The sequence below is a fragment of the Calothrix sp. PCC 7507 genome (genome assembly GCF_000316575.1).
Classification (GTDB): domain Bacteria; phylum Cyanobacteriota; class Cyanobacteriia; order Cyanobacteriales; family Nostocaceae; genus Fortiea.
The window spans coordinates 509915-528371 of sequence record NC_019682.1 but is presented as its reverse complement, the minus strand read 5'-3'; the positions used below and the strand labels follow the sequence as shown (position 1 = coordinate 528371).

Genomic DNA, 18457 nt, shown 5'->3' with positions numbered 1-18457 from the left:
TTTTAGTCGTGAAAGTAGCACTAAAGTTCTGACTACAAATCTTTAATTATTTACACTGACTTGGTTAATTTGTGGTTTGATTTTTATCATACTGTTGTTGGCGATCGCTCTTATGATTTACGATCAATCAGAGTTTGACTTACGCTGTGAGTGGGGACCACAAGGAGTTACTCAACTCGCTGCTATTAGTGATGTCATTGTCATAGTTGATGTTCTATCTTTTTCTACCTGTGTAGAAATTGCTACTAACAACGGTGCGATTATTTTTCCCTATGCAATGAGAGATGAATCAGTTGTAGATTATGCAAAATCACTACAGGCAGAATTAGCCAGCCATAGATGGTCTACAACGACTCAATATTCTCTCTCTCCAAAATCAATAGCGCAAATTCCCGCTGGAACTAAACTAGTTTTACCTTCACCCAATGGTTCTTTTTTAACTTTACAGACAGGGAAAACACCAACTCTGGCTGGCTGTTTGCGAAATTGCCAAGCGGTGGCAAAGTTTGCTCAAAGGTACGGTAACAAAGTTGCTGTAATTCCTGCTGGTGAGAGATGGAAAGATGATGGTAGCCTTCGACCTGCATTTGAGGATTTGATTGGCGCTGGGGCAATTCTCAGTTATTTACCTGGCAGTTTATCACCCGAAGCAGCAACTGCTGTGGCTACATTTCAGGCTTTCCAAGAGGATTTATTAGGCTACTTGAAAAAATGTAGTTCCGGTAAAGAGTTGATTGCAAAAGGGTTTGAGCCTGATGTGGAAATTGCAGCGGTTTATAACGTTAGTGAGTGTGTACCCTTATTTACTAACGATGCTTACAAGAAAGCTGGGTAAAAGACTCAGAATCAAGAATTTTTGAGTCTTGCACGTCTTTTAAGTCTGGAATAAAAACTGCTGTATTAGGCTTCATAACCCAGTGAAGTTAGGTGTTTTTCACGCATTTTGTCACTGTATTCTTTCATGAATTCAGGATTGGCTTGCACTGGTATAACGCTAGCTGAAACTCCAAACTATGTAGCCGCAATCACTGTTATTGACTGACGTAAAATCTTCATGTTGACCCACCTAAGGTGATTTCTCAAAAGAATTTTACCAATTTGAGGGCAATCGGTTGTTTGCCCCTACAGTTTATAGTTTTTACAAGTCACATTGATGAGTTTGGCAATATTTGGCACTATCGATAAACTCTTGTAGTTTACTCAAAGGAATTATCTGCAAATTAGTTCCATTTTGGACTGCAGCAGTGATGTAACCATATTTTTGACCCCGATAAAACTGGTCACGACCGACTTTTGTCACATAGCGAGACTTTTGGAAATCGTTAGCAATGTTGGAGCTATAAATATTTTCTAGTAGCTTTAGTGCTTTGGCATTTTTTGTGGTGAATTTGATGCTGGAGTCACCACTAAAGGTGATTCCTTCTTTGGTGACGGTGCCATTTTGTTCTGGAACATCCGCATAAAAATACAGGTTTCCTTTGTTACCACCATAACCATGAGCTTCGCTGCTGTAAGTGAGAGTGGGTAGTTGAGGTTTTGTCTTTGCCCAATTCAAGACAGTTTTAATGTTTTGTCCTGGTAGGGCGTTGGCGGGCGCAATAGCCAAACTCACCGCGAGAGTAGACATAGCAGCATGGTAGACGAAGTTAAATTTATTACTTTTAAGCATGAGTTTTCTAAGTACATGAATTCCCAAGGCAATATTAACCTACACCCACAAAGCTATTATTTCCCTAATTTTGGCGTGTTCAGTCAGAATACCCATGCCCAATTCCCAATTCCCAAAATCCTGTCCTGTTTTGTGATTAACGGAAACAAAACTTAGACTTGATCTCAGAGAAACCGGAGTCAAGACTTGTGTAACTTGGTAGATTCTGGCTACAGGTTGTACACACTTCTTAATAAACCACCAGCGTAACCGCAAAACGTTCTAATCTAAAAGCTGACTGGGTTAATTTACTGGCAGTTTTGAAGGCGGTACTCTTAGGGCATGACTACACTAATATGTCAAGCCTCAAAGCAACCCAGACTTAACACATAAGTAATTATGATGGGAGTTTTATAAATCCGATGAGTGTTAAGGCAAGTGGTGGAAGCTCAGTTGCGCGTCCGCAACTATATCAAACCCTAGCTGTGGCGACGATTTCCCAAGCGGAACAACAAGACCGTTTTTTGGGAACTGGCGAATTGAATGAACTGGCAAGCTATTTTGCATCTGGTGCAAAGCGTCTAGAAATTGCCCAGACGCTCACGGAAAATTCCGAGATTATTGTATCTCGAGCTGCCAATCGGATTTTTGTCGGTGGTTCGCCAATGGCTTTTTTGGAAAAACCCAAAGAACCAGAACTGGTGCTAGCTAGTGTTGGCGGTGGTGATGTTCAAGAGGGGATGAAACTGGGAACAGTAACCTATGTTGAAAGTAAAGGTGGGTTCCTAGAAAATTTACGCTCTATCTTTAACACCTCTGCTGGTGGTCCGACACCTGCGGGTTTTAGACCAATTAACATTGCTCGTTATGGGCCGAGCAACATGGCCAAGAGCTTGCGGGATTTATCCTGGTTCTTGCGCTATGCTACCTATGCGATCGTCGCTGGAGACCCCAATATCATTGCCGTGAATACACGGGGTCTGCGAGAAATCATTGAAAATGCCTGCTCTGGTGAGGCTACATTGGTAGCTTTACAAGAAATCAAAGTAGGGGCACTTTCGTTTTTCCGCAAGGATGCCGAGGCTACAGAGATTGTGTCTCAGTACATGGATGTGTTGTTGACTGAATTCCAAGCACCAACACCTTCAACGAAACTGCGTCAACGTCCCTCCAGTGACCAGCAAGGGTTACAACTGCCCCAAATTTACTTTAATTCGGCAGAACGTCGTCCCAAATTTGTGCTGAAGGCTGGGTCGTCAGCTACCGAAAAAAATGAAGTAATCAAAGCAACATATCGGCAAATTTTTGAGCGCGACATTACCCGTGCTTATAGCTTGTCAATATCTGACCTAGAATCTAAGGTGAAAAATGGCGACATCTCGGTTAAAGAGTTTGTCCGTCGTTTAGCAAAATCTCCCCTTTACCAAAAACAGTTTTACCAGCCTTTTATTAACAGCCGAGTCATCGAACTAGCTTTCCGTCATATTTTGGGACGGGGACCTAGTAGCCGCGAAGAAGTACAAAAATACTTCGCCATTATTTCTAAAGGCGGTCTGGCAGCCTTAGTAGATGCCTTGGTAGATTCTGCCGAATACAGCGATTATTTTGGTGAGGAGACAGTACCCTACATCCGTGGTCTGGGTCAAGAAGCGCAAGAATGTCGCAATTGGGGATTACAGCAAGACCTGTTTAACTACAGTGCGCCTTTCCGCAAAATCCCTCAATTCATCACCACATTCGCAGCTTACGATCGCCCACTACCAGATCAACATCCCTACGGTTCCGGTAATGACCCGCTGGAAATCCAGTTTGGGGCGATTTTCTCGAAAGAAACCCGCAACCCCAGCACCAGTCCAGCGCCCTTTGCTAAGGACACAAAGCGGATTCTGATTCACCAAGGACCAGGGATTAATAACCAAAATAGCAATCCCCAAGCACGGGGTGCCGCTCCTGGTAGCCTTGGTCCCAAGGTGTTCAAGCTGGATCAAGTTCCTGGCACCATTGGTAAAAAGGTGGGCAAGGGTGCAAGTGTGAAGTTCTCGGAAAGCTCCACACAAGCAGTGATTCGGGCTATTTACTTGCAAGTTTTCGGTCGTGACGTTTACGAAGGTCAGCGCCAGAAAGTACTGGAAATCAAGCTGGAAAACGGCGAAATTTCTGTCAGAGAGTTTGTCCGTGCTTTGGCGAAGTCGGATTTATTCCGCAGTTTGTACTGGACACCGCTGTATGTTTGTAAAGCGATCGAGTACATTCACCGCCGCCTGTTGGGTCGTCCTACCTACGGTCGTCAAGAAAATAACAAATATTTTGACATTGCCTCCAAAAAGGGCTTTTATGCCGTAGTAGATGCCATTCTTGACACCCTGGAATACACTGAAGCCTTTGGGGAAGATACAGTTCCTTACGAACGTTATCTGACTCCTGGTGGTGAAGCATTACGCCGCTTGCGAGTTGGTAGTATTCGTGAAGACGTTGGTGGAAAAGTCCAGAAAGAAGCAACACCACGCTTTGTGGAATTGGGTACTGTCACCGAATCTCGGACAGAACCAGATATTCAGTTCCGCATCAATCAAGGTGTCACCAAGCAACGGGAACAAACCAAAATCTTCAAGTTGGTGGCGAACACCGACGATAAAGTTGCAGTTAAAACTTTGATCAATGCTGCTTATCGTCAGGTTTTTGAGCGCGATGTAGCACCTTACATTGCTAAGAATGAATTCACCGTTCTAGAAAGCAAGTTAAGCAACGGTGAAATCAGCGTGAAAGAATTTATTGCTGGTTTGGGTTACTCGAACCTCTACCGGAAAGAATTCTACACACCCTATCCCAACACCAAGGTGATTGAACAGGGAACTAAGCACTTCCTGGGACGCGCACCCATCGATCAGGCAGAAATCCGCAAGTATAACCAGATTTTGGCTACTCAAGGTATTAATGCCTTTATTGGTGCTTTACTAAGCAGTGCGGAGTATCGTGAGGTGTTTGGTGAAGATACAGTTCCTTACCGTCGCTTCCCAACTTTACCTGCGGCTAATTTCCCGAATACGGAAAAACTGCACAACCAGCTGACTAAGCAGAATGATGATGTGGTCGTACCTAGCTTTAAGCCAGTGAAAGCCCGCATTGAGTCTGCGAAGACACCACTTTTAGCGCAGGCGATCGCAGACTTGGCTTCCCTTGCTAAGGCTCCCGACAATACCAAGCCACGGTTTATTGAACTGGGTCGCTCCTTCAATGACGGTCGCGGTCAGTCGGTAGAAGTGGGTGTGGGTACAAGCCGCCGCAAACCAGCGCGGATTTACCGCTTGACTAACGGTACAGGCCAAGCTGAAAGACAATTGGTAATCAATGCGGCTTATCGTCAGGTCTTGGATGTATTTAGCGGTCAAGTACCTGATTATTACCGCCGGACTGAACTAGATAGTAAACTGCGGAACGGAGAAATTTCTGTCCGTGAATTTGTGCGTGAACTAGCTAGCTCAGAAATCTATCGCAAACGCTTCTATACGCCTTATCCCAACACCAAAGTGATTGAATACCTATTCCGTCACCTATTGGGACGCGCACCTGCAACTCAGGGCGAAATTCGCACCTATAACAAGCTGCTAGCTGATAGCGGTTTAAGAGCGGCTGTAGAGGGGATTATCGATAGTCCAGAGTATGCTCGCTACTTTGGTGAAGATGTAGTGCCTTACCAACGCTTCCCATCACTACCTGCGGGTAATTACCTCGGTAGCGTCCAGGTAGCAGCTGACTTGGTGAAACAATCCTGGTCTAGTCTGTCGCCTGCTGTCTTGACCGGAAGAAGCGATCGCTAAACAGTGAACAGTGAACAGTGAACAGTTAACAATTGATAACTGTTCACTGATAACTGAGTATTCCCCGTCGCAACCTTTCGTAACAGTACTTTCAGATTGCTAAAATCACGTAAATCTGAAAGGAAATATTACAAACTGTTAAGAGCAGTCATAAATGCTCAACAGAATGCCGGAAAATAATCTCCGGAAGGTAGCTGAGTTTAAAAGCTTGTGTAACCGTATTAACCCAAGCATTTCGTTAAGCACTAGTAATGGCAGTTTGTCAACTGTTGTTTTCCAAGTTAAAACGCAAAAATAACTCAGATTACCAGATTTAAAGTCGCGCTTGTTTAATCAAATCCTGGTTTCATTCGTATTTGGAGGAATCCATTAATGAGTATCGTCACGAAAGCTATCGTGAATGCTGATGCAGAAGCTCGCTACCTCAGCCCCGGCGAACTGGATCGGATCAAGAGTTTTGTTGGTAGTGGTGAGCGCCGCCTGCGGATTGCTCAAGTTTTAACAGACAACCGTGAGCGTCTTGTTAAGCAAGCTGGCGAACAACTGTTCCAAAAGCGTCCTGATGTAGTTTCTCCTGGTGGTAACGCTTACGGTCAAGAATTGACCGCTACTTGCCTACGCGACCTCGATTACTACCTCCGTCTCGTCACCTACGGAATCGTTGCTGGTGATGTCACCCCCATCGAAGAAATCGGTGTGATCGGTGCTCGTGAACTTTACAAGTCCTTGGGAACTCCTATTGAAGGCGTTGCTGAAGGTATCCGTGGGCTGAAGAATGTAGCTGCTTCCTTGCTGTCTGCTGAAGATGCATCTGAAGCTGGTAGTTACTTCGACTATTTAGTTGGTGCCCTGCTGTAGGGTAAAGCTGTTTTCCTACTGAAGCAGAAATATCGTAATACTGTTGAAAATAAGGAATTAACAACATGGCTCAAGACGCAATTACCGCTGTAATTAACTCCGCAGACGTTCAAGGTAAATATCTTGATACTGCTGCTATCGAGAAACTCAAAGGCTATTTCTCTAGTGGCGACCTGCGCGTGCGTGCTGCTGGTACCATCAGTGCTAACGCTGCTGTGATCGTCAAAGAAGCTGTAGCAAAGTCTTTGCTATATTCTGACATCACCCGTCCCGGTGGTAACATGTACACCACCCGTCGCTATGCTGCTTGCATCCGCGATTTGGACTACTACCTCCGTTATGCTACCTACGCGATGTTGGCTGGCGATGCTTCCATCTTGGATGAGCGCGTGCTAAATGGCTTGAAAGAAACCTACAATTCCTTGGGTGTGCCCGTCGGTGCTACCGTGCAAGCAATCCAAGCAATCAAAGAAGTAACTGCTGGTCTAGTCGGTTCTGATGCCGGTAGAGAAATCGGTGTTTACTTAGACTATATCTCCTCTGGCTTGAGCTAAAAGCTGGTTTGCACTTAATATTTAGGTGCGGCTTTATTAAGGTCTGGAAATCAATCGTGAGTGCTAGGACGTTCTATTGCTTATCTAGAATTAAATAAATTTTTCATAGATGAGTGTTAGCGGTCTAGTATTGATGCTTGATTTCCAGCCTTGGAGTGATTAACTTTTAAAGATTTGCACTCAAGATTTTGAAATAACGAGTTTTGATTATCACTACAGGAGATTCGACATTATGGCCCGATTGTTTAAAATTACTGCTGTTGTTCCCAGCCAAACCCGAATTCGTACTCAACGCGAACTACAAAATACTTACTTCACTAAATTAGTTCCTTACGAAAACTGGTTCCGTGAACAGCAACGCATTCAAAAAGCGGGCGGAAAAATTATCAAAGTAGAATTAGCAACTGGTAAGCAAGGCGCTAACGCTGGGTTACAGTAATTTCTATCAAATGGAAGATTATTTTAGGGAGTTGCAAAGGGGTCTAATGAGGCCTCTTTTTTGTTGTTTGTATTAAAATTGTCATTTGTCATTTGTCACTTGTCACTTGTCAAGAATAGGACTGACGCATGTGTCACAGTCAAAGAATGGTGCGTGACGCTGTAAGTCCTGAGTCTATGTACAGAGTTTTGTCGTAACGTCACACACCCTACAAATATCTTGTGCCAGTTGCGTAAGTCCTAAAGAATTAAGCCTCATCCATCAGGTGCGTTGATTTTGTCTTTATTGTTATATTGATGATGAGACAAAAAATGCTACTAAGTAAAACTATTGTGCATCAGGTTTGATATCTACTTTCTCAAGAATAAAGTTTCTCATCACTGAATGCCATAACTTAACCCTATGAATGCGCTTCTTCGTCAGGTACGTTCAGCGTACTCCAGAAGTAGAGTCCGTTTTTTGCTGCTGCTGGGACTTACAGTATTAATACTTTTAGTCTTGCAATTTTCTCGGACACCGTCTGTAGTTACTGTAACTCCTGTACAGTCAACAAAACCGTTGGAGTTACAACCACCGCAGTCTAAATTAACACAGTCTAAATCATCACCGTTCTTCAACTGGAAGAATGTCAACATTCAGGGGATGGGTTATGTGACTGGTTTAACGATCGCTCCATTATCGCCCAATGATGTCTATGTCCGCACAGATATTGGTGGAGCTTATCGGTTCGATGCTGGTAATAATCAGTGGCTACCCATATTAGATCAATTTGATTCTAGTTTTGCCAAAGGTGGGATTGGCGTAGAGAGTATCGCTGTTGATCCGCAAAAACCACAGCGTGTATACGTGGCTATCAATCGCAATTATGTCAGCTTCAAAGATACGGATGGGAAGACTAAATACAAATATGGTGCTGAGGTGATGGTTTCCGAGGATCGGGGTGTAACCTGGAAACCAACAGATTTAGCACCAAAAAATGTTTATCTTGGTCCAAACCAAGGATACCGCTCAGAAGTTGGAGAAAGAATAGCGATCGATCCAAATAAATCTAGTTTGCTATATTTCGCTTCTCGGAGAGATGGTTTATGGAAAAAGGATGGTCAACAGAACTGGAATCGTGTATCTGGTGGACTACCTAATCCCAATAGCTTACCAGAATATAAATTGCCTAATGGTGATGACAATCCAGATATACCCGGTTTTACATTTGTCTTGTTTGACAAGCGTGGTAGTAAACCCAATACTGTAACTCAGTATATTTACGTTGGTATTCATGGTAGCGGTGTTTGGTACAGTGCCGACGGCGGCACTTCCTGGAATAATATTGCTGGCGGTGTCGATCCGCTGCGGGGTGCGATCGCCTCTGATGGCACACTATATGTTAACTTTGGCACTCAGGGGAGTAATGGCAAGCAGACATCAGGAGGGCTTCGCAAATATCAAAGTAATAATTGGACTGACATTACACCTGATGGACAAGACAAAATCTATACAGGCCTGACCGTGCAGGCAGATCAGCCGAACACAGTCATGACAATTTCCGATAGGTACGTGTACCGCTCCACTGATGGTGGTAAAAACTGGAACAAGCAAACCATGTATATGGGTGCTTACGACGCCAACGAGCCGAAAGATCCAGCGAATGCTTCCGCACCGCCCTACTATCAGTCCTACTCTGCCACGGGTGGAGCAGCGATCGCTATCCACCCCAGCAATTCTCAACAAGTTTGGTGGACAAATGGCTGGGGTGTAGCGCGTACCGATGATGTCACCGCCTCTACCCCGACTTATAAATGGCTGATGAAAAATTTGGAAGAGTTGGACGCTAACCTAGTGCGCGTTCCACCCAAGCCGAAAGCCCAAGGAGGCGCTGACCTGCTGAGTGCTGTGCAAGATATGATAGGCTTTCGCCACTTAGACCGTAACCAAATACCCAGCACCAAAATTGACCCAGTCAAGATTCCCATTAACCCAGCATATAAATGGGCAAATCCCAATTGGCAAGTTTATCCTGTACCATTCCCCCATGTGGCGGGGGCTTCAGGTATGGATTACTCCTACAAAAATCCTGACTATGCGGCATTTGTAGGCTTCCACCAATGGCAATTTTGGCCAGTGTATGGCATGACCAAGGATAACGGTAAGACATGGCAGGCGTTCGAGTCCATGCCGAAAGAAAATCTTTGGAAAGGGGATAAATCTGGTCAGGAAGAGGTGATACCCATCGGTGGTCAGATTGCCATGTCACCGACTAATCCCCAAAATATGGTGTGGGCGCCGACTTGGGGAGGCTGGCCCCACTACACCACCGATGGCGGTAAAACTTGGAAGCTGGCGCATAACCTAGATCATCCACCACAACCATCGCCCTACGACCCCCAAAATAACGACCATACACACTACGATGCACTACCTAAAGCTTGGCCCAATAGCATTTCACCGTGGTTAAGTGCTTACATACTAGCAAGCGATCGCCAAGATCCCCAAGGCAAAAAATTCTACTACTACGACGGCTGGACGTTCTACTACAGCACGGATGGCGGTGCAAATTGGCAAAAAAGCGCAGCTGGGAAATTTCCCGAATGGATAGTACGCCCAGCAATTGTGGCCAATCCCACACAAACAGGCGATGTGTGGATGAGCTTTGCACGTAATCCTGAAGATGTGAAAACCAACAAATTATACCGTTCTACGGATAGTGGGAAAACCTTTAGTCCCGTCTCAACGGTAGATAGTTGTGAATTCATCACCTTTGGGAAAGGTGCTTCAGAGCAAAAACCGTATATTTACATCTTTGGTCGTGTGGGAGGCGCGAAAAAAGATACGATGTATAAATCAGTAGATATGGGTAAAACTTGGATTGCTATCAGCGATCCTAATACATTGTTGTTTCCTGGAATAACTTATCTAGAAGGTGATATGCGATCGCCTAACCTCGTTTATGCAGCATTGTCAGGTCGTGGGATTATGGTAGGCGAGAAATGAAACGGCTACTGTTAATTACAGAAAGATTTGCACCAGATTTAGGAGGTGTAGCTACTAGTGCCACACGGCTAGCGACTACACTGTCCCAACTCGGTATAAAAATTGATGTAGTCACCTGGAGTCGTTACCTGCAACCGGGCGAAGTTTTGCCACCCCAGGAAGGAGATAAATACCGGGTATATCGGATTGGGTTATATCGTCACTGGGATATGACGATGCCCCATACATTAAATGTCTTGGACTGGTTACACTCCTCCCATGCTTATGATGCGGTATGGGGACATTATTTATTTCCTAGTGGTTTTTTAGCTACCTGGTTCGCAGCACTTAAAGGCATAGCTAGTACAGTCAGTGCCCGTGGTAACGATATTGACCGCGAAATGTTCCCCCCAGGAGACTTTGCCCGCCTGCAATGGACGCTGCAACACGCGGAGGTAATCACGGCGGTAAGTGCTGATATGTCTCGCAAAATTCAGCTACTTAGTGGGCGGGATGATGTCTTGGTGCTAAAAAATGCCGTTGACACAGAAATATTTTCTTTCCCAGCAGAGAGGGGAGAAATTACTAGGGAATCGTTGGGAATTGCCCCTGATGAAGCAGTGTTAGGATTTTGTGGAGAATTGCGAGAGAAGAAAGGACAGCAATTTTTATTGAGTGCTTTGACAACCGTTCTTCAACAACGCCCCGCTTGTCTGTTAATTATCGGTGAAGTCAGGGCATCTCAGGAATCTGTGTTGCAATTATACAAAACTCACCAGCCAGAAAACGCTCAACGGGTGGTGATTACTGGACACTTACCTAATCAAGAGAAGGTTGCTGAACATCTGCGGCTATGTGATGTTTATCTCCAGCCTTCACTGTGGGAAGGAATGCCGAATGCTTTATTAGAGGCGATGGCTTGCGGTTGTTGTTGTATTGGGAGTGATGCGGGTGGGATTCCTGAAGTGATTTTACATGGTGAAAATGGTTTTGTTTTACCGCGATCGCATTTGCACAAGCTGGGTGAGGCGGTACTGGAATGTTTAGCCATGTCTCCAGAGGACAAAAATCGACTTAGACAAGCAGCACGCGATCGCATTCTCACTCAATATTCCATAGCTCAGGAAAAATTTCAACTTCACACCTTAATTGACTGTTTAATTCCCAATTCAGCATAAGCAGCAATCAAAGCTTCACCCGCACGTTGCCAAGTATAATATTTTTCAATTCGCTGACGGGCATTTATAGCCAGTTGCTTGGCTAATTCTCGATCATTTTGCAACTGCAATACGGCATCTTTAATTGCTTTAGCTGAACCCGGCTTAACTAATAAAAAATGCACGCCATCCTCGCCTAACTCTCTCACCACTGGTAAATCACTCGCAATCACAGGTATTCCCGTCGCCATTCCCTCTAAAATCTTTAAAGGACAACAACCTTGTACTAGATTGCGATCATTGGGTGTGAGAGGTGCCAAAATTACATCTGAGGTATGGATATATTCCACCAATTGTGTTTGTGACATTGGTTCTAGAATAGTTAGCTTATCTGTTACTCCCAGCTTTTTCGCTAGATGGTTTAATGCTTTGATTTGATAGTCTTTGCCTTGTCCAATCACCGTTAAATAAGCAGGAAAATCTCGATTTACTAATGCCAAAGCCTCAACTGCTAAATTCACACCTTGCCAAGGCGAAAGCGTGCCAAAATAAATCATTTTTAAGGTAGGTGACGCAAATAAATCTATGTGGTTATGTTCATCATTTGTAAATATATTTAAATTTACACCGTTAGGAATTACCCGAATTTTCTCGGGTGCTACGCCTCTACTTTGAAGATATTCACCGGTAACACCGCTGGGTGTGATAATTAAATCGGCGGCTGTTAAACAAATTTGTTCTTGGGAATATAATTTATGCAGCAATTCCCGATCATCAGCCACATCAGGATAACGATATTTTAGTTCAATTGAGGGTAAGCCGTTAACTTCAAAAATCAGGCGATCGCAATATTTTTTTTTATTAAGAGCAATTTCCCAGCCTTCATAAATAGAGCGGATTTGCACTACTTCAAATCGCCTGCCTTGTAACCATACCTGCAACAAACGACGAAAATACAAAATGCGAGTAATCAAATTATCGCCGATAGCAGGTAATATTGTTTGCATCACTTGCGCGAAAATTTCATCACCTTCTTTGCTATTCGTTGTGGGAGAAACTGTCACTAACTGAATTTTAGGAAAAGTTGTTGCTAAGGCAATAGCAAAAGCCGCAATATGTATCGCTGCGCCTTTCGGTGCGGGAACGGTATCAAAGGCAATATAGGCTATTTTTGGTTGATCTATTAACATCTATAAATCTCGTTGACACTGAATTTTGCGTTTGTTATACTGACGGCGAGCTTGTATAGGTTTTGTCTAGAATAGCAATTTTATATTAATTCGTAGGGCTGCGAGATCCCCGACTTGTTCTAGAATTCGGGGATCTGAACACCATTAACCTCTCAAAAAATCAAATTTTCCTAACATATCGGGAAACATTATTGCTTATTTACGAGACTAAATAACATGCCGATTGAATTAAAACAATTCCGGAAAAACCTAATTTATGAAGTAAAAGCACCAGTTAGTAATGTTATAGCTGAGTTACAGGAAATTTCATCACTAGACAAATTAGCCGAAATACAACAAAAGAAATATGGCAAACAAGCACTTTACTGCTTTTTAGCGGCAGTTGCATCAATTGTACTGATTTTCATTACATCTTTTTTAATCACTGATAATGGGCTATTAGGTTTAGTAGGGCTTTTGCTATTATTAGCTAGCATTGGTTTAATAATTGCAGGAATTTATGCATTAGTAAAAAGAGCAAAATTTGGCAGATTAAACATTAGCAACTATCGCTATGAGATAGCTAAGAAAGTTCTGCAAATGCTGGCAAGAGACATGGATAAAAGTAATGAAGTTGAGTTGCGGTTATCTTTCAAAAAAATCGGAAACAAAGAACATAAAACAGAAACTATACCTCATCCTCAAAAGTCAGGATGGAAGATAGATAAACATCAACACGCGTGGTTAGAAGTGAAAGGACAATTTTTAGATAAAACTCGCTTTGCAATAGCCGCAACCGGGATATCTAAAACTCAGTATGGCTGGAAACGCGGAAGGAGTGGCAAGCATAAATATAAAACCAAAACAAAATCTTTAGGATTAGATGTAATTTTAAATTTAACCTATCCTCAGCGTCGCTATGGAGCAGTTAAAATTTTGCAGCCTGAAATAGGCAATGCAGTTAAGCTACCAAAACTATCTTATATGAAAGGGTTAGAGGTAGGAGAAAAATCTATGTATATGAATGTCAGAATGGCTCCCCAAGTCGAAGATAATCAAGAGGAAATATATCAAACAATAACGATGATGTTTTTGAGTTTATATCAAGTATTAAATTTAGCAAAATTACTTTCTAAATAATTAAAAATATGAAAATAGCGATTTTACAAAGTTTGTTGTTATTTTTTTTAATCGCTTCTAACTTCGGCTGCAATAGTAATGCTAAATCTGTAACAGATTCACCAGCGCCCAAAGTTTCACAAACAGCACCAGCTAATAATGATGTTGCTGCGAAGACAGAGAAAATCAAATTTAAAACTGACGGTGGTTCTGATTTATTTGCTCTCAAACAGCAAGCAGATGGGGCTAAATTAGTTGATGGTAAAAATCAAGAGTTAGCTAAAATTAAAACAGATAAACCAAGTCAGATTAAAATTAAAAACTCCTCGGATAAAGTTCTGGGTTATGTGGTGACAGAAAAAGACTCCTGGAAGCTGAAAAATCCGGAACAAAAGCAAGATTTATATATTCTCAAAAAGCAGCCTGATGGTAATTATCAATTACAGAATACTGCTAAGAAGGAAATTTATCTAATTAAAGCACAAGATGATGGTTTTGAGATTCAAAGCCCAGACAAAAAGTTAGTTTATCAGGTGAAAGTCAAAGAAGGTAAAACCTCTTTGAGAGATGCAGCTAACAAAACCATTTTTTCCACAAAATCTGGTTTGTCACCCATTGCATTTGCTTGCTTTGGATTTGATGTGATGACACGCGAACAACAAGCGGCTCTGGCTTATGCTGTAAACTTAACAGGAGGAAAGTAAACTTTGCAGATTCAATTAAGTTGGATAGAACCCAACACAGAAGAACGCCGAGAACCATTATTAGAAACTCCAGTGGCGATTGGGCAAAAATTTCAGGCAATGCCACAACAAAGTGATGGTCAACGAGTTTCCAGAGTAGTGATTCAGGATGACTTAATAGCAGATTACCATGCTTTGATTGATTGGCAAAATCAAGAGTTAATGATTACTGACCAAAATAGTAGCAGTGGAATAAAAATTAATGGTGTTCAGTTGAGTAGTTGTAGCCTCAAAGATGGCGATCGCCTGGAAATCGGCTCCTGTGAAATTGTGGTAAGCTTAACAGCGGCATCATGGGAGTGCGATCGCATGGTAGGCTTCCTGTTTAAACGTCCCTGTGGACGCACCGACAGAACAGACTGTCCTCACTGCAACGATTCATACGATCATGATTACGCCTATTATTCAGAATATGGTTATTATCGGTCTGGCAATTGGGGCAGCAGATATTATGATGATCATGAACGCTACTCATATGACCCAGAAACAGGTAATGTAGACTTTACCGAAGCCGACTCTCAGAGTTTAGAAAATGAAAAAGATGGTGATTTTGAAAAAAATATGGATGCTAGTTAATAGGTAATAGGCAATAGGCAATAGGTGATGACTATTGAGTCTTAACAAATGACAGATGACAAATAACAAATGACAATTGAAAATTGACAAACACCTGGTTAATTTACGCTTTGGGTAGCGGCTGGGGACATCTAACTCGTGCTTTATCTTTGGGGAGAATTGCCGCAACTCAAAGAATGGTTACTGAGCGTAGTCGAAGCAAAGTTAAGATTATTACAAATAGTCCCTATGCACAACAAATAGACAATGAAAATTGCTTAGTGCATTCGATTCCTCAAGACGTGGGTTTTTCTGCAACTTGTTTGCAAGTACAGGCAATTTTACGCGAAACTGAGTGCGATCGCTTAATTATCGATACATTTCCTAGGGGTTTGGGGGGTGAGTTGGCAGACATCCTACCAGAGTTACGCCACATCCCTCGGATTTTAATTCATCGCGATATTAACCCACGTTATATTACTGCCAAGCAATTAAGGTCATTTGTGCGTGAAAACTTTGACATGGTGATTGTACCGGGAGAAGGAAAAGATTTACCCTTGTGTGACTTACCCAATGTGCAACATACAGCACCCTGGCTGATTCGCAATGCCTGGGAATTGAGTGATAGAATCACCATGCGATCGCACATTCTCAAAGTTGACCAATCCATCAAAACCATCCTGATTTGTGCAGGCGGTAACATCTCAGAGTTACCTTTATTCGGTCAACTAGCACTGCAACTACATCAAAATTTCCCAGAATGTGCTGTCAGAATTTTAGCTGCTACTTGTCCCCAAGCTTGTCCAGAGGCTTTATGGATATCCCACCATCCGGGAATTGAGTGTTTCGCAGCAGCCGATATTGTAATCGGAGGTGCGGGTTATAACACGGTTTACGAATGTGCTGCCGTGGGTGTACCTTTGGTAGCGTTGGCTTTTCCCAGATTGTACGATCGCCAAAAAAAACGAGCTTGTAAAAGTTATTGGGTGCAGAATATTGACGATCCCATATCAGAAAACAACTTGCGAGACATCTACATCACTGTTAGAAAATTGTTAGATCAAATCGAACCACACAAACACCTATCTTTGCCATCTTATATTAACGGTGCTATACAAGCAGTACATCAGATTAAATCAGTGAACAGTTAACAGTTAACAGTTATCAGTAATCCCCAGTCCCTGGACACTGAGCGAAGTCGAAGTGCAGTCCCCAATCCCCCTACTCCTCCAACATGGGAAAATTAAATGTATTCACGAATCTACGCCGCATCATCCCAATTTTTGATCATTCCGTCTCCAGCTGGGCTTTAGAAGCGCGATTATTGCGCTGGTTAACATTTATTTGGCTATTTGTGGGCTTAATCATGCTGTTTTCAGCATCTTATCCCGTTGCTGATGCACGCCAGCATGATGGGCTGTACTACTTTAAACGTCAAATCATTTGGGTCTTAGTTTCTTTAGTTATTTTCAACATTATTGTTAATCTCCCCTTGCGGAAAATTTTAGGGATATCCCATTGGTTTTTGATTCTGTTTTTGCTGTTAATTTTCGTCACCCTCATCCCCGGATTAGGGAAAAAAGCCTTTGACGCAGCGCGCTGGATAGCCATTGGGCCAATTCCAATTCAACCTTCAGAATTGATTAAACCCTTTTTGGTACTGCAAAGTGCTAGGCTTTTTGGTCAATGGGAACGAGTGAGTTGGCGAATACGCTTGACTTGGTTAGGAATTTTTGGTCTTGTACTTTTAGGAATTCTCGCCCAACCTAACTTGAGTACAACCGCACTTTGTGGTATGACTATTTGGCTAATTGCCCTAGCTGCTGGGCTACCTTATAAGTATCTGGGAGGAACCGCATTTGGTGGAGTGCTATTAGCCGTACTCAGTATTAGTATCAAAGAATATCAGCGCAAACGTGTGATGTCCTTCCTCAATCCTTGGGCTGACGCTACAGGAGATGGCTATCAGCTAGTGCAAAGTTTACTCGCCGTTGGTTCCGGTGAAACTTGGGGTTCTGGGTTTGGTTTTTCTCAACAAAAACTATTTTATCTCCCAATTCAAGACACAGACTTCATTTTTGCGGTATTTGCCGAAGAATTTGGCTTTATTGGTGGTGTAGTGTTGTTAGTATTGCTAGCCATATTCGCCACCCTGGCTTTAGTTGTGGCACTGAGGGCGAAAACTCCGGTAAATCGACTAGTAGCGATCGGTGTGATGATTTTGATGGTAGGACAATCATTGCTGCATATTGGAGTCGCCACAGGATCTCTGCCAACTACAGGCTTACCCTTACCCATGTTTAGTTACGGTGGTAATTCCATGATTGCCAGTTTAGTATCTGCAGGGTTGCTGATTCGAGTAGCACGAGAAAGTAATGAAGCAGAAGTTGTACCATTGCGATCGCCCAATCCCGACAATCAGCGTCAGCGTCGTCGATTTTTTCAAAGAAACAATACCAAATAACTCTTGTACGCCATTCATCGCGTCTCCCCTGACTACCTCTTTTATTTAACAGCTTGCTTTTCCAACTTCTGCAACAACTGGTGATAAATCACATCTAGCCATACGGGAATCACAGGTTTACCTGCGTCGAGAAATGCGATCGCCCTTTCTCTGTCATATTCGACAAGGGTAAGTGCTGTCTCCGGTGTTTCCTGTAACAGCATAAAACGCTTACCTTTACCCGAAATAAACAAATCTGGTTCTGCGTATTTCAGATTTTTGAGAGTTTCACAAGCCAGATCTAGGCTTAAACCCACAGACAGCCAATATACCATTGCTGCCAGTTCTACCAAACTAGACTGGGAGTAATAAATAGTACGCCCATTGCCCACATCACTGATACCAGGGGTTAAGACACCCTTATCTCGCCAATACTGCAACTGGCGGAGAGTACAGCCAGTAATTTCTGCCGCTTCCTTACTTGTAAAATATATCTCCTGCATAATCACTATTTTACAGAAGACTTGTGACAGCCAAATGTATTACTAAATACATTAATTTGTGATCGTCAGCCGACAGCGATTGATTATGCGATCGCCACCAGTTACACTTGCTACCTCAATCCTGAAAGTCGCACTAAGTATAGACAGAGTAGCTCAAATCCTGATACGGCAGAATTCAGGAGTAAAACAGGCTTTATGTGTGGCGTTGAGACAATGGCTGTTTTGTTGGGCTGCGAGATCCCCCACTTCTTATAGAAGTCGGGAATCTGAACATCATAAACAATCTATAAATACACAATAATTTATCTTTAAAATTTCCTAAAAATTTAGAAACAAACTCTAAAACTGATATAATCAACCTACTTTTTCTAGTGCTTCTTTGCAATACTTAACTAACCTTTAATGAACAAAGGTTAACATAGATTAAAAATAATAACTAATATCATAATTCATTAAGTTGAGCAGGCTAAATTGAGAGTATGCTTAA

Annotated in this window: 15 protein-coding genes; 12 read left to right on the top strand and 3 right to left on the bottom strand. The window is 42.7% G+C overall.

All coding sequences use genetic code 11. The features are described 5' to 3' along the window. The first annotated feature begins 112 nt into the window (after positions 1 to 112). Entirely contained in the window at positions 113 to 835 is a 723-nt protein-coding gene (locus CAL7507_RS02370; protein ID WP_015126820.1) for a 2-phosphosulfolactate phosphatase, read from the top strand. 303 nt (positions 836 to 1138) lie between these two features. On the opposite strand, the gene CAL7507_RS02365 is transcribed toward CAL7507_RS02370, so the two are convergent. Then, positions 1139 to 1669, bottom strand: a complete 531-nt coding sequence (locus tag CAL7507_RS02365; RefSeq protein ID WP_042341152.1) for a hypothetical protein — start codon at positions 1667 to 1669, stop codon at positions 1139 to 1141. A gap of 401 nt (positions 1670 to 2070) precedes the next feature. Here CAL7507_RS02365 and CAL7507_RS02360 point away from each other — a divergent pair, with 401 nt between their 5' ends. The 6 genes from CAL7507_RS02360 to CAL7507_RS02335 all read left to right on the top strand — a co-directional run bounded on the left by CAL7507_RS02360 (position 2071) and on the right by CAL7507_RS02335 (position 11459). After that, positions 2071 to 5466, top strand: a complete 3396-nt coding sequence (locus CAL7507_RS02360; RefSeq protein WP_015126818.1) for a phycobilisome rod-core linker polypeptide — start codon at positions 2071 to 2073, stop codon at positions 5464 to 5466. 372 nt (positions 5467 to 5838) lie between these two features. Next, positions 5839 to 6324: an allophycocyanin subunit alpha gene (apcA, locus tag CAL7507_RS02355; RefSeq protein WP_015126817.1), complete on the top strand. Its 486-nt coding sequence runs from the start codon at positions 5839 to 5841 to the stop codon at positions 6322 to 6324. Between the two features lie 65 nt (positions 6325 to 6389). Then, positions 6390 to 6878, top strand: coding sequence for an allophycocyanin subunit beta (gene apcB, locus CAL7507_RS02350; protein ID WP_015126816.1), 489 nt, complete (start codon positions 6390 to 6392; stop codon positions 6876 to 6878). Between the two features lie 232 nt (positions 6879 to 7110). Further along, entirely contained in the window at positions 7111 to 7317 is a 207-nt protein-coding gene (locus tag CAL7507_RS02345; protein ID WP_015126815.1) for a phycobilisome linker polypeptide, read from the top strand. Positions 7318 to 7719: 402 nt separating this feature from the next. Next, positions 7720 to 10302, top strand: coding sequence for a sialidase family protein (locus CAL7507_RS02340; protein WP_015126814.1), 2583 nt, complete (start codon positions 7720 to 7722; stop codon positions 10300 to 10302). Further along, positions 10299 to 11459, top strand: a complete 1161-nt coding sequence (locus CAL7507_RS02335; protein ID WP_015126813.1) for a glycosyltransferase — start codon at positions 10299 to 10301, stop codon at positions 11457 to 11459. Before CAL7507_RS02340 ends, CAL7507_RS02335 begins: the two co-directional genes overlap by 4 nt. Here CAL7507_RS02335 and CAL7507_RS02330 read toward each other — a convergent pair. Continuing rightward, positions 11420 to 12628 carry a glycosyltransferase family 4 protein gene (locus CAL7507_RS02330; RefSeq protein ID WP_015126812.1) on the bottom strand — a complete coding sequence of 403 codons (1209 nt, stop codon included), beginning with the start codon at positions 12626 to 12628 and terminating at the stop codon, positions 11420 to 11422. The two genes, CAL7507_RS02335 and CAL7507_RS02330, sit on opposite strands and share 40 nt — an antisense overlap. A 216-nt stretch (positions 12629 to 12844) precedes the next feature. On the opposite strand from CAL7507_RS02330, the gene CAL7507_RS02325 reads away from it, so the two are divergent. The 5 genes from CAL7507_RS02325 (at position 12845) to CAL7507_RS02305 (ending at position 17488) form a co-directional block, all read left to right on the top strand. Continuing rightward, complete coding sequence (locus CAL7507_RS02325; RefSeq protein ID WP_015126811.1) at positions 12845 to 13747, top strand: hypothetical protein; 903 nt, start codon at positions 12845 to 12847, stop codon at positions 13745 to 13747. Positions 13748 to 13755: 8 nt separating this feature from the next. Next, positions 13756 to 14430, top strand: coding sequence for a hypothetical protein (locus CAL7507_RS02320; RefSeq protein ID WP_015126810.1), 675 nt, complete (start codon positions 13756 to 13758; stop codon positions 14428 to 14430). A gap of 3 nt (positions 14431 to 14433) precedes the next feature. Next, on the top strand, positions 14434 to 15045 hold the full coding sequence (locus tag CAL7507_RS02315; RefSeq protein WP_015126809.1) for an FHA domain-containing protein: 612 nt from the start codon (positions 14434 to 14436) through the stop codon (positions 15043 to 15045). A gap of 83 nt (positions 15046 to 15128) precedes the next feature. Then, positions 15129 to 16175 (top strand): glycosyltransferase, encoded by a 1047-nt coding sequence (locus CAL7507_RS02310; protein ID WP_015126808.1) that lies wholly within the window; start codon positions 15129 to 15131, stop codon positions 16173 to 16175. A gap of 83 nt (positions 16176 to 16258) precedes the next feature. Continuing rightward, positions 16259 to 17488, top strand: a complete 1230-nt coding sequence (locus CAL7507_RS02305) for an FtsW/RodA/SpoVE family cell cycle protein (protein ID WP_015126807.1) — start codon at positions 16259 to 16261, stop codon at positions 17486 to 17488. Between the two features lie 41 nt (positions 17489 to 17529). Here the strand turns inward: CAL7507_RS02305 and CAL7507_RS02300 are convergent, their stop codons facing one another. Further along, the gene (locus CAL7507_RS02300; RefSeq protein WP_015126806.1) at positions 17530 to 17970 is read right to left on the bottom strand and encodes a MerR family transcriptional regulator; all 441 of its coding nucleotides are present in this window, start codon (positions 17968 to 17970) and stop codon (positions 17530 to 17532) included. Positions 17971 to 18457 lie beyond the last annotated feature (487 nt).